This window comes from Pseudomonas sp. NFACC42-2 (assembly GCF_900116055.1).
Taxonomy (GTDB): Bacteria; Pseudomonadota; Gammaproteobacteria; order Pseudomonadales; family Pseudomonadaceae; genus Aquipseudomonas; species Aquipseudomonas marginalis.
In genome coordinates this window covers 731,122-745,723 of the sequence record NZ_FOZO01000002.1, presented here as the reverse complement: position 1 = coordinate 745,723, position 14,602 = coordinate 731,122, and the positions used below count along the sequence as shown (strand labels likewise).

The following is a 14,602-nucleotide window of genomic DNA, read 5'->3' as shown; positions in this document are numbered from 1 at the left end:
CGTGCCGTACCTGGGCATGGCCGCGTTTGAAGTGGGCCAGAAACAAGGCGCGGCCATGGCTGCCGAGGCGAAAAAACGCGGTTGGGACTGGAAGGACACCTACGCGGTGATCAACACCTTCAATGAACTCGACACCGGCAAGAAACGCACCGACGGCTCGATCAAATCCCTCGAAGAAGCCGGCATTCCCAAGGACCACATCCTCACCGCCGCGCTGAAAACCCTCGACGTCCCGGGCAGCATGGACGCCACCAACTCGGCCCTGGTCAAGCTGCCCAGCGGCGCGAAAAACCTGATCATCGGCGGCATGAACGACAACACCGTGCTCGGCGGCGTGCGCGCTACTGAAAGCGCCGGTTTCGCCGCCGCCAATGTGATCGGTATCGGCATCAATGGCACCGACGCCATCGGCGAATTGAAGAAAGCCAACAGCGGCTTCTTCGGCTCGATGCTGCCAAGCCCGCACATCGAGGGCTACAACACCGCGCTGATGATGTACGAGTGGGTCACCAAGGGCACCGAGCCGCCTAAATACACGGCCATGGATGAAGTGACCCTGATCACCCGCGCCAACTTCCAGGAAGAACTGACCAAGATCGGGCTGTGGAAATGACGGCGGCGGCCCTGAGTTTCGAGGGGATCGGCAAGACCTTTCCCGGGGTCAAGGCGCTGGACGGCATCAGTTTCACCGCCCACCCGGGGCAGGTACACGCCTTGATGGGCGAGAACGGTGCGGGTAAGTCGACGCTGCTGAAGATATTGGGCGGTGCCTATATCCCCAGCAGCGGCAGCGTGCAGATCGGCGCGCAGACCATGGCGTTCAAATGCGCCGCCGACAGCATCGCCAGCGGTGTCGCGGTGATCCACCAGGAGCTGCACCTGGTGCCGGAAATGACCGTCGCCGAAAACCTGTTCCTCGGGCATTTGCCCTCGCGCTTTGGCGTGGTCAACCGGGGCCTGCTGCGCAAGCAGGCCCTGGCTTGCCTCAAGGGCCTGGCGGATGAAATCGACCCCGAGGAAAAACTCGGGCGCCTGTCCCTGGGCCAGCGCCAACTGGTGGAAATCGCCAAGGCGCTGTCCCGTGGCGCCCATGTGATTGCCTTCGACGAACCCACCAGCAGCCTGTCGGCGCGGGAGATCGACCGGTTGATGGCGATCATCGCGCGCCTGCGGGACGAGGGCAAAGTGGTGCTCTACGTGTCGCACCGCATGGAAGAGGTGTTCCGCATCTGCAACGCGGTGACGGTGTTCAAGGACGGCCGTTACGTGCGTACTTTCGATGACATGAGTGCGTTGACCCACGACCAGTTGGTGACCTGCATGGTCGGTCGCGACATCCAGGACATCTACGACTACCGCCCGCGCGAGCACGGTGAGGTGGCGCTCAAGGTCGAGGGTTTGTTGGGCCCGGGTTTGCGTGAGCCGATCAGTTTTGAGGTGCGCAAAGGCGAGATTCTCGGCCTGTTCGGCTTGGTCGGGGCAGGGCGCACGGAGCTGTTCCGTTTGCTCAGCGGTTTGGAGCGCGTCAGCGCCGGCAGCCTTGAGTTATGCGGGGAGGCCCTGCAACTGCGCTCGCCCCGCGACGCCATCGCCGCCGGTGTACTGCTGTGCCCCGAGGACCGCAAGAAGGAAGGCATTATTCCGCTGTCCAGCGTCGCCGAGAACATCAATATCAGCGCCCGTGGCGCCCACTCTTCGTTCGGCTGGTTGCTGCGCGATGGCTGGGAGAAGGGCAATGCCGACCAGCAGATCAAGGCGATGAAGGTTAAAACCCCGACCGCCGCGCAAAAGATCATGTACCTGTCCGGCGGCAATCAGCAGAAAGCCATTCTCGGCCGCTGGCTGTCGATGCCGATGAAGGTGCTGCTGCTCGACGAACCGACTCGTGGTATCGACATCGGCGCCAAGTCGGAGATCTACCAGATCATTCATAACCTCGCGGCCAAGGGTATTGCAGTCATTGTGGTGTCCAGCGACCTGATGGAAGTGATGGGCATCTCCGATCGTATCCTGGTGATGAGCGAAGGCGCGCTGACCGGCGAACTGAGCCGCGATCAAGCGGATGAAGCACGCCTGCTGCAACTGGCACTCCCGCGTTCGCGGGCTTGAAGAATAAGAGGGTGTAGGCATGTCTCAGGTAAAAACTGCAAAGGGCTTCTGGCCGGGTTTCAACCAGCGCAAGTTTCTCGATGACTGGGTGATGCTGCTGGCGGCATTGGGCATCTTTGTGCTCAGCGCGCTGTTTATCGACAACTTCCTCTCGCCGCTGAACATGCGTGGCCTGGGCCTGGCGATTTCCACCGTGGGCATCGCCGCCTGCACCATGCTGTTCTGCCTGGCGTCGGGGCACTTCGACCTGTCGGTGGGCTCGGTGATCGCCTGCGCCGGTGTGGTGGCGGGGATCGTGATTCGTGACACCGACAGCGTGGCGCTCGGTGTGTCCGCTGCATTGGTCATGGGCCTGGTGGTGGGACTGATCAACGGCATTGTCATCGCCAAGCTGCGTATCAATGCGTTGATCGCGACGTTGGCGACCATGCAGATCGTGCGCGGCCTGGCCTACATCTTCTCCAACGGCAAGGCGGTGGGGGTGATGAACGAGGATTTCTTTGTGTTCGGCAACGGCCAACTGTTGGGCGTGCCGGTGCCGATCATCATCACCGTGCTGTGCTTTGTATTTTTTGGCTGGCTGTTGAACTACACCACCTATGGGCGCAACACCATGGCCATCGGCGGCAACCAGGAGGCCGCGTTGCTCGCCGGGGTGAACGTTGATCGCACCAAAATCATCATCTTTGCCGTACACGGTCTGATCGGAGCCTTGGCCGGGGTGATCCTCGCCTCGCGCATGACCTCTGGCCAGCCGATGATCGGCCAGGGGTTCGAGCTGACGGTGATTTCCGCCTGCGTGCTGGGAGGGGTGTCGTTGAGCGGCGGCATCGGCATGATCCGCCATGTGATTGCGGGTGTGCTGATCCTGGCGATCATCGAGAACGCGATGAACCTGAAGAATATCGACACCTTCTACCAGTACGTGATCCGCGGCTCGATCCTGTTGCTGGCGGTCATCATCGACCGCATGAAGCAGCGCTAGATCGAACACCTCCCACCTTTGGATCGCCACTGTATTGAGGGACGGTATTTGCCATAATGCCCCCGCTTTCATACCTATAGGCCCGATATGCAGGAAAACGCCCACACCCCCGTCAAAGACGCTGCCCCCACCGGCACCCAGACCCTGCTGCGTGGCCTGGGCGTCGTGCAGGCGGTGGCGGCCGGTGCGCGGGATCTGAAAGAGATCGCCAGGCGCATCGGCACCACCCGCAGCACCACCCACCGCCTGGCCAGTTGCCTGGTGGAAGAGCGTTACCTGCGCGTGGTGCCGCAAGTCGGCTACCTGTTGGGGCCGAAGTTGATCGAACTGGGGTTTCAGGCCCGCGAAGAGCTGCCGCTGGTGACCCTGGCGGTGCCGTACCTGGATGAGCTGTCGGCATTGACCGGCGACACCATCCACCTGGCCATTCGCGAATACGACGACGTGCTTTACCTGCACAAGAACCCTGGCCGCAACGGTCCGGAAATGCGCTCGCGGGTCGGCCATCGCATGCCGTTGGCGCGCACGGGCGTGGGCAAGGCGATGCTGCTGGATGACTCGGTGCAAGAGTGGCAGCGCTTGTACGAGACCAGCCTGCCGGCGGGTGGGAAAAACCTGCAATGGCCGCAGCATCCAGAACAGTCCTGGGCGCAGTTCGAGCAGCGCATGCGTGAGTATGTGGTGGGCGGGTATGCGTTCGACCTGGAAGACAACGAACCGTCGATCCGTTGCGTAGCGGCACCGGTGCGCGATGCCAGCCGGCGAATCGTCGCCGGCATCAGCATCGCCAGTACCGTGCCCTACATGCCGCTGGAGAAAATGGCCGAGCTGATCCCTGTGATCAAACAGGTCGCAGCGCGGCTGTCGGCGGAGTTGGGTGCGAAGGCCTGATCAGGCCTTCAAGGTTGCCATGTCGATGACAAAGCGGTACTTCACATCACCGGCGATCATGCGGGTATAGGCCTCGTTGATCTGGCGGATGTCGAGCATTTCGATGTCGCAGGTGATGCCATGTTCGGCGCAGAAATCCAGGACTTCCTGGGTTTCGGCAATGCCACCGATCAGCGAACCGGCCAGCACTTTACGCCCCAATACCAGTTTGGCGGCGTTGACCGGTGGGTCCACGGGCTCGATCAGGCCAACCAGGATGTGCACGCCATCAAAGCGTAATACGTCGAGGTAGGGGTTCAGGTCGTGCTGCACCGGGATGGTGTCGAGCAGGAAGTCGAAGCTGCCGGCGGCGGCTTGCATCTGTTCGGCATCGGTGGACACGATCACATGGTCGGCACCCTGGCGGCGGCCTTCTTCAGCCTTGCTCGCCGAGCGGGTGAACAGTGTCACTTCCGCGCCCATGGCCTTGGCGAACTTGATGCCCATGTGGCCCAGGCCACCCATGCCGAGAATCCCGACTTTGTCGCCAGCCTTGACGCCGTAGTGCTTGAGCGGCGAATAGGTGGTGATGCCCGCGCACAGGATCGGCGCGGCGCTGGCCAGGTCGAGCTTGGCCGGGATCTTCACCACGAAGTGCTCGCTGACCACGATGCTGTCGGAGTAACCGCCCATGGTGTTGCTGCCGTCGACGCGGTCCGGTGTGGCGTAGGTCATGGTCGGGCCTTCGAGGCAATATTGCTCGAGGTCCGATTTGCACGCTTCGCAGTGGCGGCAAGAATCGACCATGCAGCCGACGCCGACGAGGTCGCCGACTTTATGCGCGGTCACGCTGGCGCCGACGGCGGTGACCTTGCCGACGATCTCGTGGCCCGGCATCAGCGGGTACACGGCGATGCCCCATTCGTTGCGCGCCTGGTGGATGTCGGAGTGGCACACGCCGCAGTAGAGAATCTCGATGGCCACGTCATCGGCGCGCGGGCTGCGGCGTTCAAACGACATGGGGGCGAGGGGAGTGGTGGCCGACTGGGCGGCGTAACCGATGGCGGTATACATGGCGAAAACCTCGCAAAAGCAGGGACAGATGAGGCGGGCCATTTTCCGCGTCACCCCCTGATGCGGCCATGGCGATTGCTCCGAGTCTCATGCCTATTCGTCCGGGAGTGCCCCCTGTTTGGATTCATCGGCGGCCAGACCTGCGATGATGCTCTCATCCCTTATTCGCGAAGTTTTTTGCCATGCTGTTGACCCGCCATGTTGATGCCAACGCCACGCTGGTTGCCCTGATCGAGGGGCTGACGTCCCGCGACGGTTTCTCCCCGACCCACCTGCCGGGTGTGCAAGTACTGCGCGCCAGTTGCGACGTAGCGCGCGGCCCGCAGATCTACGAGCCGAGCCTGATGTTCGTGGCCCAAGGCAGCAAGGTCGCCTACCTGGGCCCGCGTACGCTGGAGTATGGCGCCGGGCACTACTTGATCCAGGCGATGCCGGTGCCGTTCGAGTGCGAGACATTCGCCATGGCGCCCGGTGCGCCGCTGCTGGGGGTGACCGTGGGCATTGACCGCGTGGTGCTGGGTGAATTGGTGATCGCCATGGGCATGCAGGCCGGGCCGCCGCCGACCGCGCAAACCCTGGAGTCGATGAGTTCGGTGGTCCTGGATGACACCATGCGCGGCTGCGTCGAGCGGCTGCTGCAGTGCCTGCACGATCCACTGGAAAGCCGGATCATGGGCCCGGCGCGGGTGCGGGAATTATTGTTCACCGCCTTGCGCGGCCCCCAGGCCGATGTGCTGCGCGCGTTGGTGGAACAGCAAGGGCAGTTCTCTCGAATCGCCACCTCGTTGAATCACCTGCATGCCCATTACGCCGAGCCGCTGAATATCGAGACGTTGGCGGGGTATGCGCATATGAGTGCGTCGACGTTTCACGAGCATTTCAAACGCTGCACATTGTTGTCGCCGGTGCAGTACTTGAAGCGTTTGCGCTTGCTCAAGGCTCAGCAGTTGCTGCTGGTGGAGGGCATGGGCGTGGCGCAGGCGGCGCACAGCGTGGGGTACCAGAGTACGTCGCAGTTCAGTCGCGAGTACAAGCGCTACTTCGAGCGCAACCCTGGCGAAGAGCGGGCTGCATAGTCATTTCAGGCAAAAGCACAATCCAAATATGGGCCATAAAAAAGGCTCCCATTTGGGAGCCTCGTTTGCGTTACATATTCGGGTAAGTCGGCCCGCCCGCACCTTCCGGTGTGACCCACGTGATGTTCTGCGAAGGGTCCTTGATGTCACAGGTCTTGCAGTGCACGCAGTTCTGGGCGTTGATCTGGAAGCGCTTCTCGCCGTCTTCCTGGGTGATCACTTCATACACGCCGGCCGGGCAGTAACGCTGCGCCGGTTCATCGTAGAGCGGCAGGTTGGTGCCGATCGGGATGCTTGGATCTTTCAACTTCAAGTGGCACGGCTGCTCTTCTTCGTGGTTGGTACCGGAGATGAACACCGAGCTCAACTTGTCGAAGCTCAACTTGCCGTCGGGTTTCGGGTAGTCGATCTTCTTGCTGTCCTTGGCCAGCTTCAGGCAGGCGTAGTCCGGCTTGGTGTCGTGCAGGGTGAACGGCATCTTGCCGCCGAGGATGTTCTGGTCCAACCAGTTGAAGCCGGCGCCGATGATCGGGCCGAACTTGTGCATGGCCGGGCCGAAGTTGCGGCTGGCGAACAGTTCTTCGTAGAGCCAGCTGGATTTGAAGCTGTCAACGTAAGCGGTCAGCTCATCACCCCCTTCGGACTCGGCAAACAGGCGGTCGGCCACGGCGTCGGCGGCGAGCATGCCGGACTTCATGGCGGTGTGGCTGCCCTTGATCTTGGCGAAGTTGAGGGTGCCCAGGTCGCAGCCGATCAGCGCGCCGCCCTTGAAGACCATCTTCGGCAGCGAATTCAAGCCGCCTTTGCAGATGGCGCGTGCGCCGTAGCTGATGCGCTTGCCGCCTTCCAGGTACTGGGCCAGCACCGGGTGGTGCTTGAGACGCTGGAACTCATCGAAGGGCGACAGGAAGGTGTTGCTGTAGGACAGGTCGACGATCAGGCCAACCACCACCTGGTTGTTTTCCAGGTGATAGAGGAACGAGCCACCGGTGTTCTCGTTGCTCATGATGTCCAGCGGCCAACCGGCGGTGTGCACCACCAGGCCTGGCTGATGCCTGGCCGGGTCGATTTCCCAGATTTCCTTGAGGCCGATGCCGTAGTGCTGGGCGTCGGCGTCGCTGTCCAGGTTGAAACGCTGGATCAACTGCTTGCCGATATGCCCACGGCAGCCTTCGGCGAACAACGTGTACTTGCCCCGCAGTTCCATGCCGGGGGTGTAGACGCCTTCTTTGGGCTGGCCTTCACGGTCGACGCCGAGGTCGCCGGTGATGATCCCGCGCACCACGCCGTTTTCATCGAACAGTGCTTCCTGGGCGGCGAAGCCTGGGTAGACTTCCACGCCCAGGTTCTCGGCCTGCTGGGCCAGCCAGCGGCACAGGTTGCCGAGGGAGATGATGTAGTTGCCTTCGTTGTGCATGGTCTTGGGCACGAAGAAGTCAGGCACCTTGGTGGAGGTGTCGGCGCTGCGCAGTACATAGATGTCATCGCGCACCACGGGGGTGTTGAGCGGGGCGCCAAGTTCCTTCCAGTCCGGGAACAGTTCGTTCAGGGCGCGGGGTTCGAACACGGCACCGGAAAGGATGTGGGCGCCCACTTCGGAGCCTTTCTCGACCACGCAGACGCTGATTTCCTTACCGGCTTCGGCGGCCTTCTGCTTCAGTCGGCAGGCGGCAGACAGGCCCGCCGGGCCAGCGCCGACGATGACCACGTCGAATTCCATGTATTCGCGTTCCACAGGCTATCTCCTACTCAAGGCTCAACAGGCTTTTTTTCTAATGGGTGGAGGTTCGGTGTCGTGTCCGTCATCGCCGTGCGCAACGGCAGGGGATGACCCACCTGTCTCTCTAGGTGGCGCATTATATATAGACCACTGTCAGCGTCCAATACAAACGTTTGTTTGAATTGCCCGCAGGCTAGGTAAATCAAAGCAACGCGGCTTATGACTGACCATTTTGCCGTATTGACCAGAATAGGCGTTCCGGTCAATATACGGTCGGTTTTGCACAGACCGTAGGCAGACTGTAGGTTTCAAGAGCACGTCCAAAAGCACGGCAACGGTAAAACAGGTGACGCGCGTTTAATTGATGGCGCGCAGTTTACACGCCGCGATAAAGAATGACCTCCCAGTCACCACTGACGAACGGTCATCACTTCCCGTGAGCAAGGTCCTTCGCCGCCGTTTTTGGAGGTGCCCTTGTGTGCCGATGAGCATCAACCGCCAGGTTCGCCTAGGCGACTTTCTTTTCACCGGAGAGTAACGAGGAATCCATGAAGGTTCTTGTAGCTGTCAAACGCGTTGTCGATTACAACGTGAAAGTTCGCGTCAAGGCGGACAATTCCGGCGTCGACCTTGCTAACGTCAAGATGTCGATGAACCCTTTCTGTGAAATCGCCGTGGAAGAAGCCGTACGCCTGAAAGAGAAAGGCGTGGCGACTGAAATCGTTGTGGTTTCCATCGGCCCGACCACTGCTCAAGAGCAGCTGCGTACCGCCCTGGCACTGGGTGCCGACCGCGCTATCCTGGTCGAGTCCGCTGAAGAGCTGACCTCCCTGGCCGTGGCCAAGTTGCTCAAGGCCGTTGTCGACAAGGAACAGCCTCAGCTGGTGATCCTCGGCAAACAGGCGATCGACAGCGACAACAACCAGACTGGCCAGATGCTGGCTGCACTGACCGGTTACGGCCAGGGCACCTTCGCTTCGAAAGTCGAAGTGAGCGGCGACAACGTTGCCGTGACCCGTGAAATCGACGGCGGCGCGCAGACCGTTTCCCTGAAACTGCCGGCCATCGTCACCACCGACCTGCGTTTGAACGAGCCGCGCTACGCGTCCCTGCCAAACATCATGAAAGCCAAGAAGAAGCCTCTCGAAGTGCTGACTCCGGATGCTTTGGGCGTTTCCACCGCCTCCACCAACAAGACCGTAAAAGTCGAAGCGCCGGCTGCACGCAGCGCGGGCATCAAGGTCAAGTCGGTGGCTGAACTGGTCGAGAAACTGAAAAACGAAGCGAAGGTAATCTAATCATGACTATCTTGGTAATCGCTGAACACGACAACAAGGTGCTGGCCCCGGCCACCCTGAACACTGTTGCTGCTGCCGCTAAAATCGGTGGCGATATTCACGTACTGGTCGCCGGTCAAGGCGCTGGCGCCGTGGCTGAAGCCGCAGCGAAAGTGGCTGGCGTGAGCAAAGTACTGCTGGCCGATAACGCCGCTTACGCTCACCAACTGCCGGAAAACGTTGCCCCTCTGGTAGCAGAGCTGGGCGCTGGCTACAGCCACATCCTGGCTGCCGCCACCTCCAACGGCAAAAACATCCTGCCGCGCGTTGCCGCACAGCTGGACGTTGACCAGATCTCCGAGATCGTTTCGGTAGAAAGCGCCGACACCTTCAAGCGCCCGATCTATGCCGGTAACGCGATTGCCACCGTGCAATCGACCGCTGCCGTCAAAGTCATCACCGTGCGTGCCACCGGTTTCGATCCGGTTGCCGCTGAAGGTGGCTCGGCTGCCGTTGAAGCTGTCTCCGCGGCCCACGACGCTGGCACGTCCAGCTTTGTCGGCGAAGAGCTGGCCAAGTCGGACCGTCCAGAGCTGACCGCTGCCAAGATTGTCGTTTCCGGCGGCCGCGGCATGCAGAACGGTGACAACTTCAAGCACCTGTACGCCCTGGCCGATAAGCTCGGCGCTGCGGTCGGCGCCTCCCGCGCGGCCGTCGACGCAGGCTTCGTACCCAACGACATGCAGGTCGGCCAGACCGGTAAGATCGTTGCGCCACAGCTGTACATCGCTGTCGGTATCTCCGGCGCGATCCAGCACTTGGCCGGCATGAAAGACTCCAAGGTGATCGTCGCGATCAACAAGGACGAAGAAGCACCGATCTTCCAGGTGGCCGATTACGGCCTGGTGGCGGACTTGTTCGAAGCCGTACCTGAGTTGGAGAAGCTGGTCTAATCCAGCCGCTTCACTTATAAAGAGCCCGGTCTAGTGACCGGGCTTTTTTTGGCCCGGGCTTTTTTGAACACCGGAGAAACCGCCATGGAACTGCGCCCCTGGGCCGTACTGCTGGGACTTACGCTGCTGCCGAGCCTGACCCAGGCAGCCGGCAAATGTGATCGCCTGGTGATCACCGGCAGCCCGGACGCACCGCCACTGCTGTGGCGCGATCCCCAAGACCCGACGCATTTGATCGGCGCCACCGCCGATGTCTTGCAACAGGTAGCCAAGGAGCTTGGGTTGAAAATCGACCTGCTCTACGGCGGCAAGCGTTCCCTGGCCCTGGACGAAGTGCGCAGCGGGCGCATGGACATCCTCGCCGATGCACCGCTGAACCTTGGCGAGCTGGAAACCCTCGACTACATCCACCCGGCGCTGGTACAGCTCGATTATCTGGTCTGGACCCGCAAGGATTCGGCGCTGGCCTATACCACGGCGGCCGACCTGCATGGCCACAAGGGTGCAGTGTCGGAGCGAGCACGCTTGAGCCGCGACTTTGAAACCTTCGCCGGCCAGCAACTGACCCTGCAACGCCTGCCCACGTTGACCCCGGCCTTCCAGAAACTGCTGCTGGGGGAAGTGGACTACGTGCTGGCCGGGCGTTACTCCGGCATGGCCATGGCCCAGACGTTAGGGATGAGCAATGACCTGGTCGCCCGCGACGTGCCCGTCGATCAGCCCGGCCTGTACCTGGCGATTTCCCACAACTCGGCCTGCAATGATCCGTGGCTGCGCGGACAGCTGGCCAAAAAGATGACAGAATTGCCCGGGTCTGGTGTGACGGAAGCCGCGCTGCAGCGCAATCTGGAGCGTTGGAAAGCGCAATTGCAACAACCCGTCGGCACCCCAACAAAGTAGGGATTTTCAGTGACTCTTCGACCTTTTTTCGCGGCCCTCGCCGTTGTCGCTCTGGCGGGATGTGCAGCCGATCCTGCGCCGAATGAACAAATTCGCCTCACCCAGCAAGCCCTGGAACAAGCCAACGCCGTGGGCGCCAGCGCCGATGAATCACCCGAACTGAAACTGGCCGAGGACAAATTCGCCCAGGCCAAGGCCGACATGGCCGAGCAATCCTACAAGGACGCGCGCATGCAGGCCGAACAGGCCGAGCTGGATGCGCGCCTGGCCGAAGCCCAGGTGCTGACCCGCAAGAGCCAGGAACAACTGAACGTGCTCAACACCCGCATCACGCGCCTGCGCAAGCAATTGCAGCTGGGAGAAGCCCAATGAACCCGATGATCCGTGGTCTGGGCTGTGCCGTGCTGCTGGGCGGTGCGGCACTCGGCGGTTGTGCCAGCCACCCCAATGGCGAACAGGCCTTGCAACAGGCGGGCAGCGACTTCCAGAAGGTCAAGGAAGATGCCAACGTGCTGCGTATCGCACCCAAGGACGTGATCCGCGCCGGTGAATCCCTGGCGCGGGCCGACCGCTTGTCCAGCTACTGGGGCAGCGGTGCCGACGTGGTGCATTACGCCTACCTGAGCCAGCGCTACAGTGCCATCGCCCGCGAACACACCGAGCAGACACTTAACGAAGAGCGTGCCGCCAAGCTCGAACTGGAACGCCAGCGCCTGCAATTGGCCCTGCGCGAAAGCAAGCTGATCAGCGTGCAGCAGCAGGGTAAATGGCTCGAAGAACAGATCGCCAGCCTGACCACCACCCAGACCGATCGCGGCCTGGTGATGACCCTGGGCGACGTGCTGTTCGATACCGGTGAAGCGGAGTTGAAAAATTCGGCCAACCGCACGGTATTGAAAATCGTGCAGTTCCTGCAACTGAACCCCAAGCGTGTGGTGCGCATCGAGGGGTACGCCGACAATACCGGTGGTCAGCAGGAAAACCTCAAACTGTCCCGTGATCGTGCGCAATCGGTGGCCGATGTGCTGGTGGACCTGGGGATCGATGAGAAGCGCATCCAGGTTGAAGGCTACGGCGACCAGTACCCGGTGGAAGCCAACGCCTCCGAGCGTGGCCGCGCGCAGAACCGTCGCGTGGAAATAGTGTTCTCCGACGAGAAAGGCCAACTGGGCGCCGCGCGCTGAAGCCTTGCGCAAATCGAAAGTGTGGGAGGGGGCTTGCCCCCGATAGCGGTGGTTCAGTCACTATTTTGGGTGACTGACACTCCGTCATCGGGGGCAAGCCCCCTCCCACATTTTTCTGCACACCCCTGAAAATTCTATCCGCCACCCTTACAGTTTTTGCTATCACTGCCAGCCGCGCTCGACTATTGTGGCAACTGTCCCCGTACACTTCTAAACTGTGCCGGTATGTTTCACACAAAAATAAAATACCCGTGAAATCGAGTGCTGCGTCATGACCAATCTGTTGCTTTACCAACGTATCGCCCAGCAACTGGCTGAGGACATCCGTCGCGGTGTCTATCAACCTGGCGAGCGCGTGCCCTCGGTGCGCAAGATGAGCTCCCAGCTCAATGTCAGCCACGCCACGGTATTGCAGGCCTACGCCAACCTGGAAGACCAGGGGTTGATCCGGGCACGACCGCAGTCCGGTTACTACGTGCACCAGACGCCAGCACTCACGGCGCCCACGCCGGACATCGCGCGGGTCGAGCGCCCGGGGTTGGTCACCCGCAGCAGCATTATCCAGCAGGTATTGGGCGAGTCGCGTCGCGAAGGTGTATTTCCCCTGGGCGCCGCCGTGCCGAGCGTCGACTATCTGCCGGTACGGGCGCTGCACCAGCAATTGGCCAAGGTCACGCGCTTCCAGAGCCCACGCGCCTTCAGCTACATGTTCAGCCCCGGTTTCGAGCCGCTGCGCCGCCAGGTGGCGATTCGCATGCGTGACGCCGGCGTGGTGGTGGACCCCTCTGAAGTGGTGATCACCCACGGCTGTGTTGACGCCTTGCAGATGTCCCTGCGGGTGCTGACACGTCCCGGCGACTTGATCGCGGCTGAATCGCCCACCTATTACGGCTTGCTGCAACTGGCCGACCTGTTGGGCCTCAAGGTCATCGAGATCCCCAGCGACCCGTCCACCGGCATGAGCCTGGAAGCCCTGCAACTGGCCGCCAACCAATGGTCGATCAAGGCCCTGGTGTTGACCACGCGCCTGAGCAACCCCCTGGGCGGCACCATGCCCGAGGAACGGCAGAAACAGTTGCTGCGCCTGGCCTCGGATTTCGATATCCAGATTGTCGAAGACGATATCTACGGCGAACTGATGTTCGAACTCGGCCGTACCAAGGCCCTCAAGGCCTATGACCGCCTGGACCGGGTCATCTATTGCTCGAGCTTTTCCAAGACCTTGTCGCCGGGTGTGCGCATCGGCTGGATGATCGCCGGCAAATACCAGCAGGAAATCCAGCGCCTGCAAATGTTCAGCACCCACTCGGCCTGCAGCGTCACCCAGATGGGCGTGGCAGCGTATCTGGAGAACGGCGGCTACGACCGGCACCTGCGTTACATCCGCCAGGAATACCGCAAGAATCTCAGCGCCTTCCAACTGGCGGTGCAGCAGTATTTCCCGGAAGGTACCCAGATGACCCGTCCGACGGGCGGCTTTATCTTGTGGGTCAGTTTGCCAGGGCGAGTCAATACCCAGGAACTGCACGTGCGCGCCTTGCAACAGGGCATCAGCATTGCGCCGGGGTTGATCTTCAGCAATACCGAGCAGTTCAACCACTGTATTCGTCTTAACTGCGGCACACCGTGGAACCGCGAAGCAGAGCGAGCGCTGATGACCCTGGGGATGCTGGCCAGCCAGTTATGCCAGGAAACCGCAGCCAGCTTTTGAGGCGTTAAAAAGGGACAACGCCGATAGCTGGATGATCACCGCGCTTGTCATGCCGCGCACAACAAGCGAGCATATGGCCCTCTGCCGTTAATGCTGTAGGCAATATGACCTCGATTGTTCGCGCTGCTTTGGTGATTGGCCTGTTAAGCCTGTGTAACGTCGGCACAGCGCTGGCGGCGGCCCCCGTGGCTGAAAACAAGCCCGCTGCGAATACCCGGCAGGATGCCCCGGCAAAAAAACCTTCCCCCGCCAAGCAAGCCCCCGTCGCGAAGAAGCCAACCGCCACGGCGAAAAAACGTGCGTCGACGGCGAAAAAATCCAAGTCAGCCCAGGAAGTGGCACAGACCAAACTGCCACCGGCACAGTTGGATTTGTCCCTGCCTTCGGACATGGTCAGGCATCTGCAGCCCCTGGGTACCGTGCCCAAGCCCAAGAGCGTGCCGTTGTTGCCGCCGATGTTCGGTGAAAAGCCCACCGACAACAGTGCGTTCCAGATCAACGGCCGTTTGCTCAGCAATGAGATGAAGCTGCAATTGCGCAACGAAGAGCGCCGTGAAGTGGAAGGTGCGGCGTTGGAATTCGAGTTCAAGCAGTAAACTTTTTCCTACAAAGTGACGCAGGCCATCGACCATCTGTCGCAGACTGGTCGGTCACTTTTATTTTGTGCGAAAAACCCCTGTTAACCCATTTTAAAACGGCTGTTTAAGGGCGTACCCTAGCCCGGCCGTCCCTATTGAGTCGTC

General features: G+C 61.1%; 13 protein-coding genes and 1 pseudogene. 12 read left to right on the top strand and 2 right to left on the bottom strand.

The window, feature by feature from the left end:
* The 4 genes and pseudogenes from BM416_RS07285 to BM416_RS07270 form a co-directional block, all read left to right on the top strand.
* Nucleotides 1-613: pseudogene (locus BM416_RS07285) on the top strand (arabinose ABC transporter substrate-binding protein); the annotation flags it as partial.
* Complete coding sequence (gene araG / locus BM416_RS07280; RefSeq protein WP_092486879.1) at nucleotides 610-2,109, top strand: L-arabinose ABC transporter ATP-binding protein AraG; 1,500 nt, start codon at nucleotides 610-612, stop codon at nucleotides 2,107-2,109. The pseudogene BM416_RS07285 and the gene araG, both read left to right, overlap by 4 nt.
* 19 nt (nucleotides 2,110-2,128) lie before the next feature.
* Nucleotides 2,129-3,094: an L-arabinose ABC transporter permease AraH gene (gene araH / locus BM416_RS07275; protein ID WP_092486876.1), complete on the top strand. Its 966-nt coding sequence runs from the start codon at nucleotides 2,129-2,131 to the stop codon at nucleotides 3,092-3,094.
* 87 nt (nucleotides 3,095-3,181) lie between these two features.
* A complete protein-coding gene (locus tag BM416_RS07270) occupies nucleotides 3,182-3,985 on the top strand; it encodes an IclR family transcriptional regulator (RefSeq protein WP_027603627.1) in 804 nt (267 codons plus the stop codon).
* Here the strand turns inward: BM416_RS07270 and BM416_RS07265 are convergent, their stop codons facing one another.
* Nucleotides 3,986-5,038: an NAD(P)-dependent alcohol dehydrogenase gene (locus BM416_RS07265; protein WP_092486873.1), complete on the bottom strand. Its 1,053-nt coding sequence runs from the start codon at nucleotides 5,036-5,038 to the stop codon at nucleotides 3,986-3,988.
* A 182-nt stretch (nucleotides 5,039-5,220) separates the two neighbouring features.
* Here BM416_RS07265 and BM416_RS07260 point away from each other — a divergent pair, with 182 nt between their 5' ends.
* The gene (locus BM416_RS07260; protein WP_092486870.1) at nucleotides 5,221-6,114 is read left to right on the top strand and encodes an AraC family transcriptional regulator; all 894 of its coding nucleotides are present in this window, start codon (nucleotides 5,221-5,223) and stop codon (nucleotides 6,112-6,114) included.
* A gap of 70 nt (nucleotides 6,115-6,184) precedes the next feature.
* On the opposite strand, the gene BM416_RS07255 is transcribed toward BM416_RS07260, so the two are convergent.
* The gene (locus BM416_RS07255; RefSeq protein ID WP_092486867.1) at nucleotides 6,185-7,849 is read right to left on the bottom strand and encodes an electron transfer flavoprotein-ubiquinone oxidoreductase; all 1,665 of its coding nucleotides are present in this window, start codon (nucleotides 7,847-7,849) and stop codon (nucleotides 6,185-6,187) included.
* Between the two features lie 533 nt (nucleotides 7,850-8,382).
* Between BM416_RS07255 and BM416_RS07250 the strand changes: the two genes are divergently transcribed.
* The 7 genes from BM416_RS07250 (at nucleotide 8,383) to BM416_RS07220 (ending at nucleotide 14,455) form a co-directional block, all read left to right on the top strand.
* Entirely contained in the window at nucleotides 8,383-9,132 is a 750-nt protein-coding gene (locus BM416_RS07250; RefSeq protein ID WP_065924817.1) for an electron transfer flavoprotein subunit beta/FixA family protein, read from the top strand.
* A 2-nt stretch (nucleotides 9,133-9,134) separates the two neighbouring features.
* Complete coding sequence (locus BM416_RS07245) at nucleotides 9,135-10,064, top strand: electron transfer flavoprotein subunit alpha/FixB family protein (RefSeq protein ID WP_053139411.1); 930 nt, start codon at nucleotides 9,135-9,137, stop codon at nucleotides 10,062-10,064.
* Between the two features lie 84 nt (nucleotides 10,065-10,148).
* Nucleotides 10,149-10,964 carry a substrate-binding periplasmic protein gene (locus tag BM416_RS07240; protein ID WP_027603633.1) on the top strand — a complete coding sequence of 272 codons (816 nt, stop codon included), beginning with the start codon at nucleotides 10,149-10,151 and terminating at the stop codon, nucleotides 10,962-10,964.
* A 9-nt stretch (nucleotides 10,965-10,973) separates the two neighbouring features.
* Complete coding sequence (locus tag BM416_RS07235) at nucleotides 10,974-11,336, top strand: DUF4398 domain-containing protein (RefSeq protein ID WP_027603634.1); 363 nt, start codon at nucleotides 10,974-10,976, stop codon at nucleotides 11,334-11,336.
* Nucleotides 11,333-12,148 (top strand): OmpA family protein, encoded by an 816-nt coding sequence (locus BM416_RS07230; RefSeq protein ID WP_092486864.1) that lies wholly within the window; start codon nucleotides 11,333-11,335, stop codon nucleotides 12,146-12,148. The genes BM416_RS07235 and BM416_RS07230 overlap by 4 nt, the downstream gene beginning before the upstream one ends.
* A gap of 271 nt (nucleotides 12,149-12,419) precedes the next feature.
* On the top strand, nucleotides 12,420-13,859 hold the full coding sequence (locus BM416_RS07225) for an aminotransferase-like domain-containing protein (RefSeq protein ID WP_092486862.1): 1,440 nt from the start codon (nucleotides 12,420-12,422) through the stop codon (nucleotides 13,857-13,859).
* Between the two features lie 104 nt (nucleotides 13,860-13,963).
* Nucleotides 13,964-14,455: a hypothetical protein gene (locus BM416_RS07220; RefSeq protein ID WP_027603636.1), complete on the top strand. Its 492-nt coding sequence runs from the start codon at nucleotides 13,964-13,966 to the stop codon at nucleotides 14,453-14,455.
* Nucleotides 14,456-14,602 lie beyond the last annotated feature (147 nt).

Excerpts from the sequence above, each read along its gene's own strand:
- BM416_RS07245 (WP_053139411.1), top strand. The coding sequence starts at position 9,135 with ATGACTATCTTGGTAATCGCTGAACACGACAACAAGGTGCTGGCCCCG.
- BM416_RS07240 (WP_027603633.1), top strand. The coding sequence starts at position 10,149 with ATGGAACTGCGCCCCTGGGCCGTACTGCTGGGACTTACGCTGCTGCCG.
- BM416_RS07225 (WP_092486862.1), top strand. The coding sequence starts at position 12,420 with ATGACCAATCTGTTGCTTTACCAACGTATCGCCCAGCAACTGGCTGAG.
- BM416_RS07260 (WP_092486870.1), top strand. The coding sequence starts at position 5,221 with ATGCTGTTGACCCGCCATGTTGATGCCAACGCCACGCTGGTTGCCCTG.
- BM416_RS07270 (WP_027603627.1), top strand. The coding sequence starts at position 3,182 with ATGCAGGAAAACGCCCACACCCCCGTCAAAGACGCTGCCCCCACCGGC.
- araG (WP_092486879.1), top strand. The coding sequence starts at position 610 with ATGACGGCGGCGGCCCTGAGTTTCGAGGGGATCGGCAAGACCTTTCCC.
- araH (WP_092486876.1), top strand. The coding sequence starts at position 2,129 with ATGTCTCAGGTAAAAACTGCAAAGGGCTTCTGGCCGGGTTTCAACCAG.
- BM416_RS07220 (WP_027603636.1), top strand. The coding sequence starts at position 13,964 with ATGACCTCGATTGTTCGCGCTGCTTTGGTGATTGGCCTGTTAAGCCTG.
- BM416_RS07250 (WP_065924817.1), top strand. The coding sequence starts at position 8,383 with ATGAAGGTTCTTGTAGCTGTCAAACGCGTTGTCGATTACAACGTGAAA.
- BM416_RS07265 (WP_092486873.1), bottom strand. The coding sequence starts at position 5,038 with ATGTATACCGCCATCGGTTACGCCGCCCAGTCGGCCACCACTCCCCTC.
- BM416_RS07230 (WP_092486864.1), top strand. The coding sequence starts at position 11,333 with ATGAACCCGATGATCCGTGGTCTGGGCTGTGCCGTGCTGCTGGGCGGT.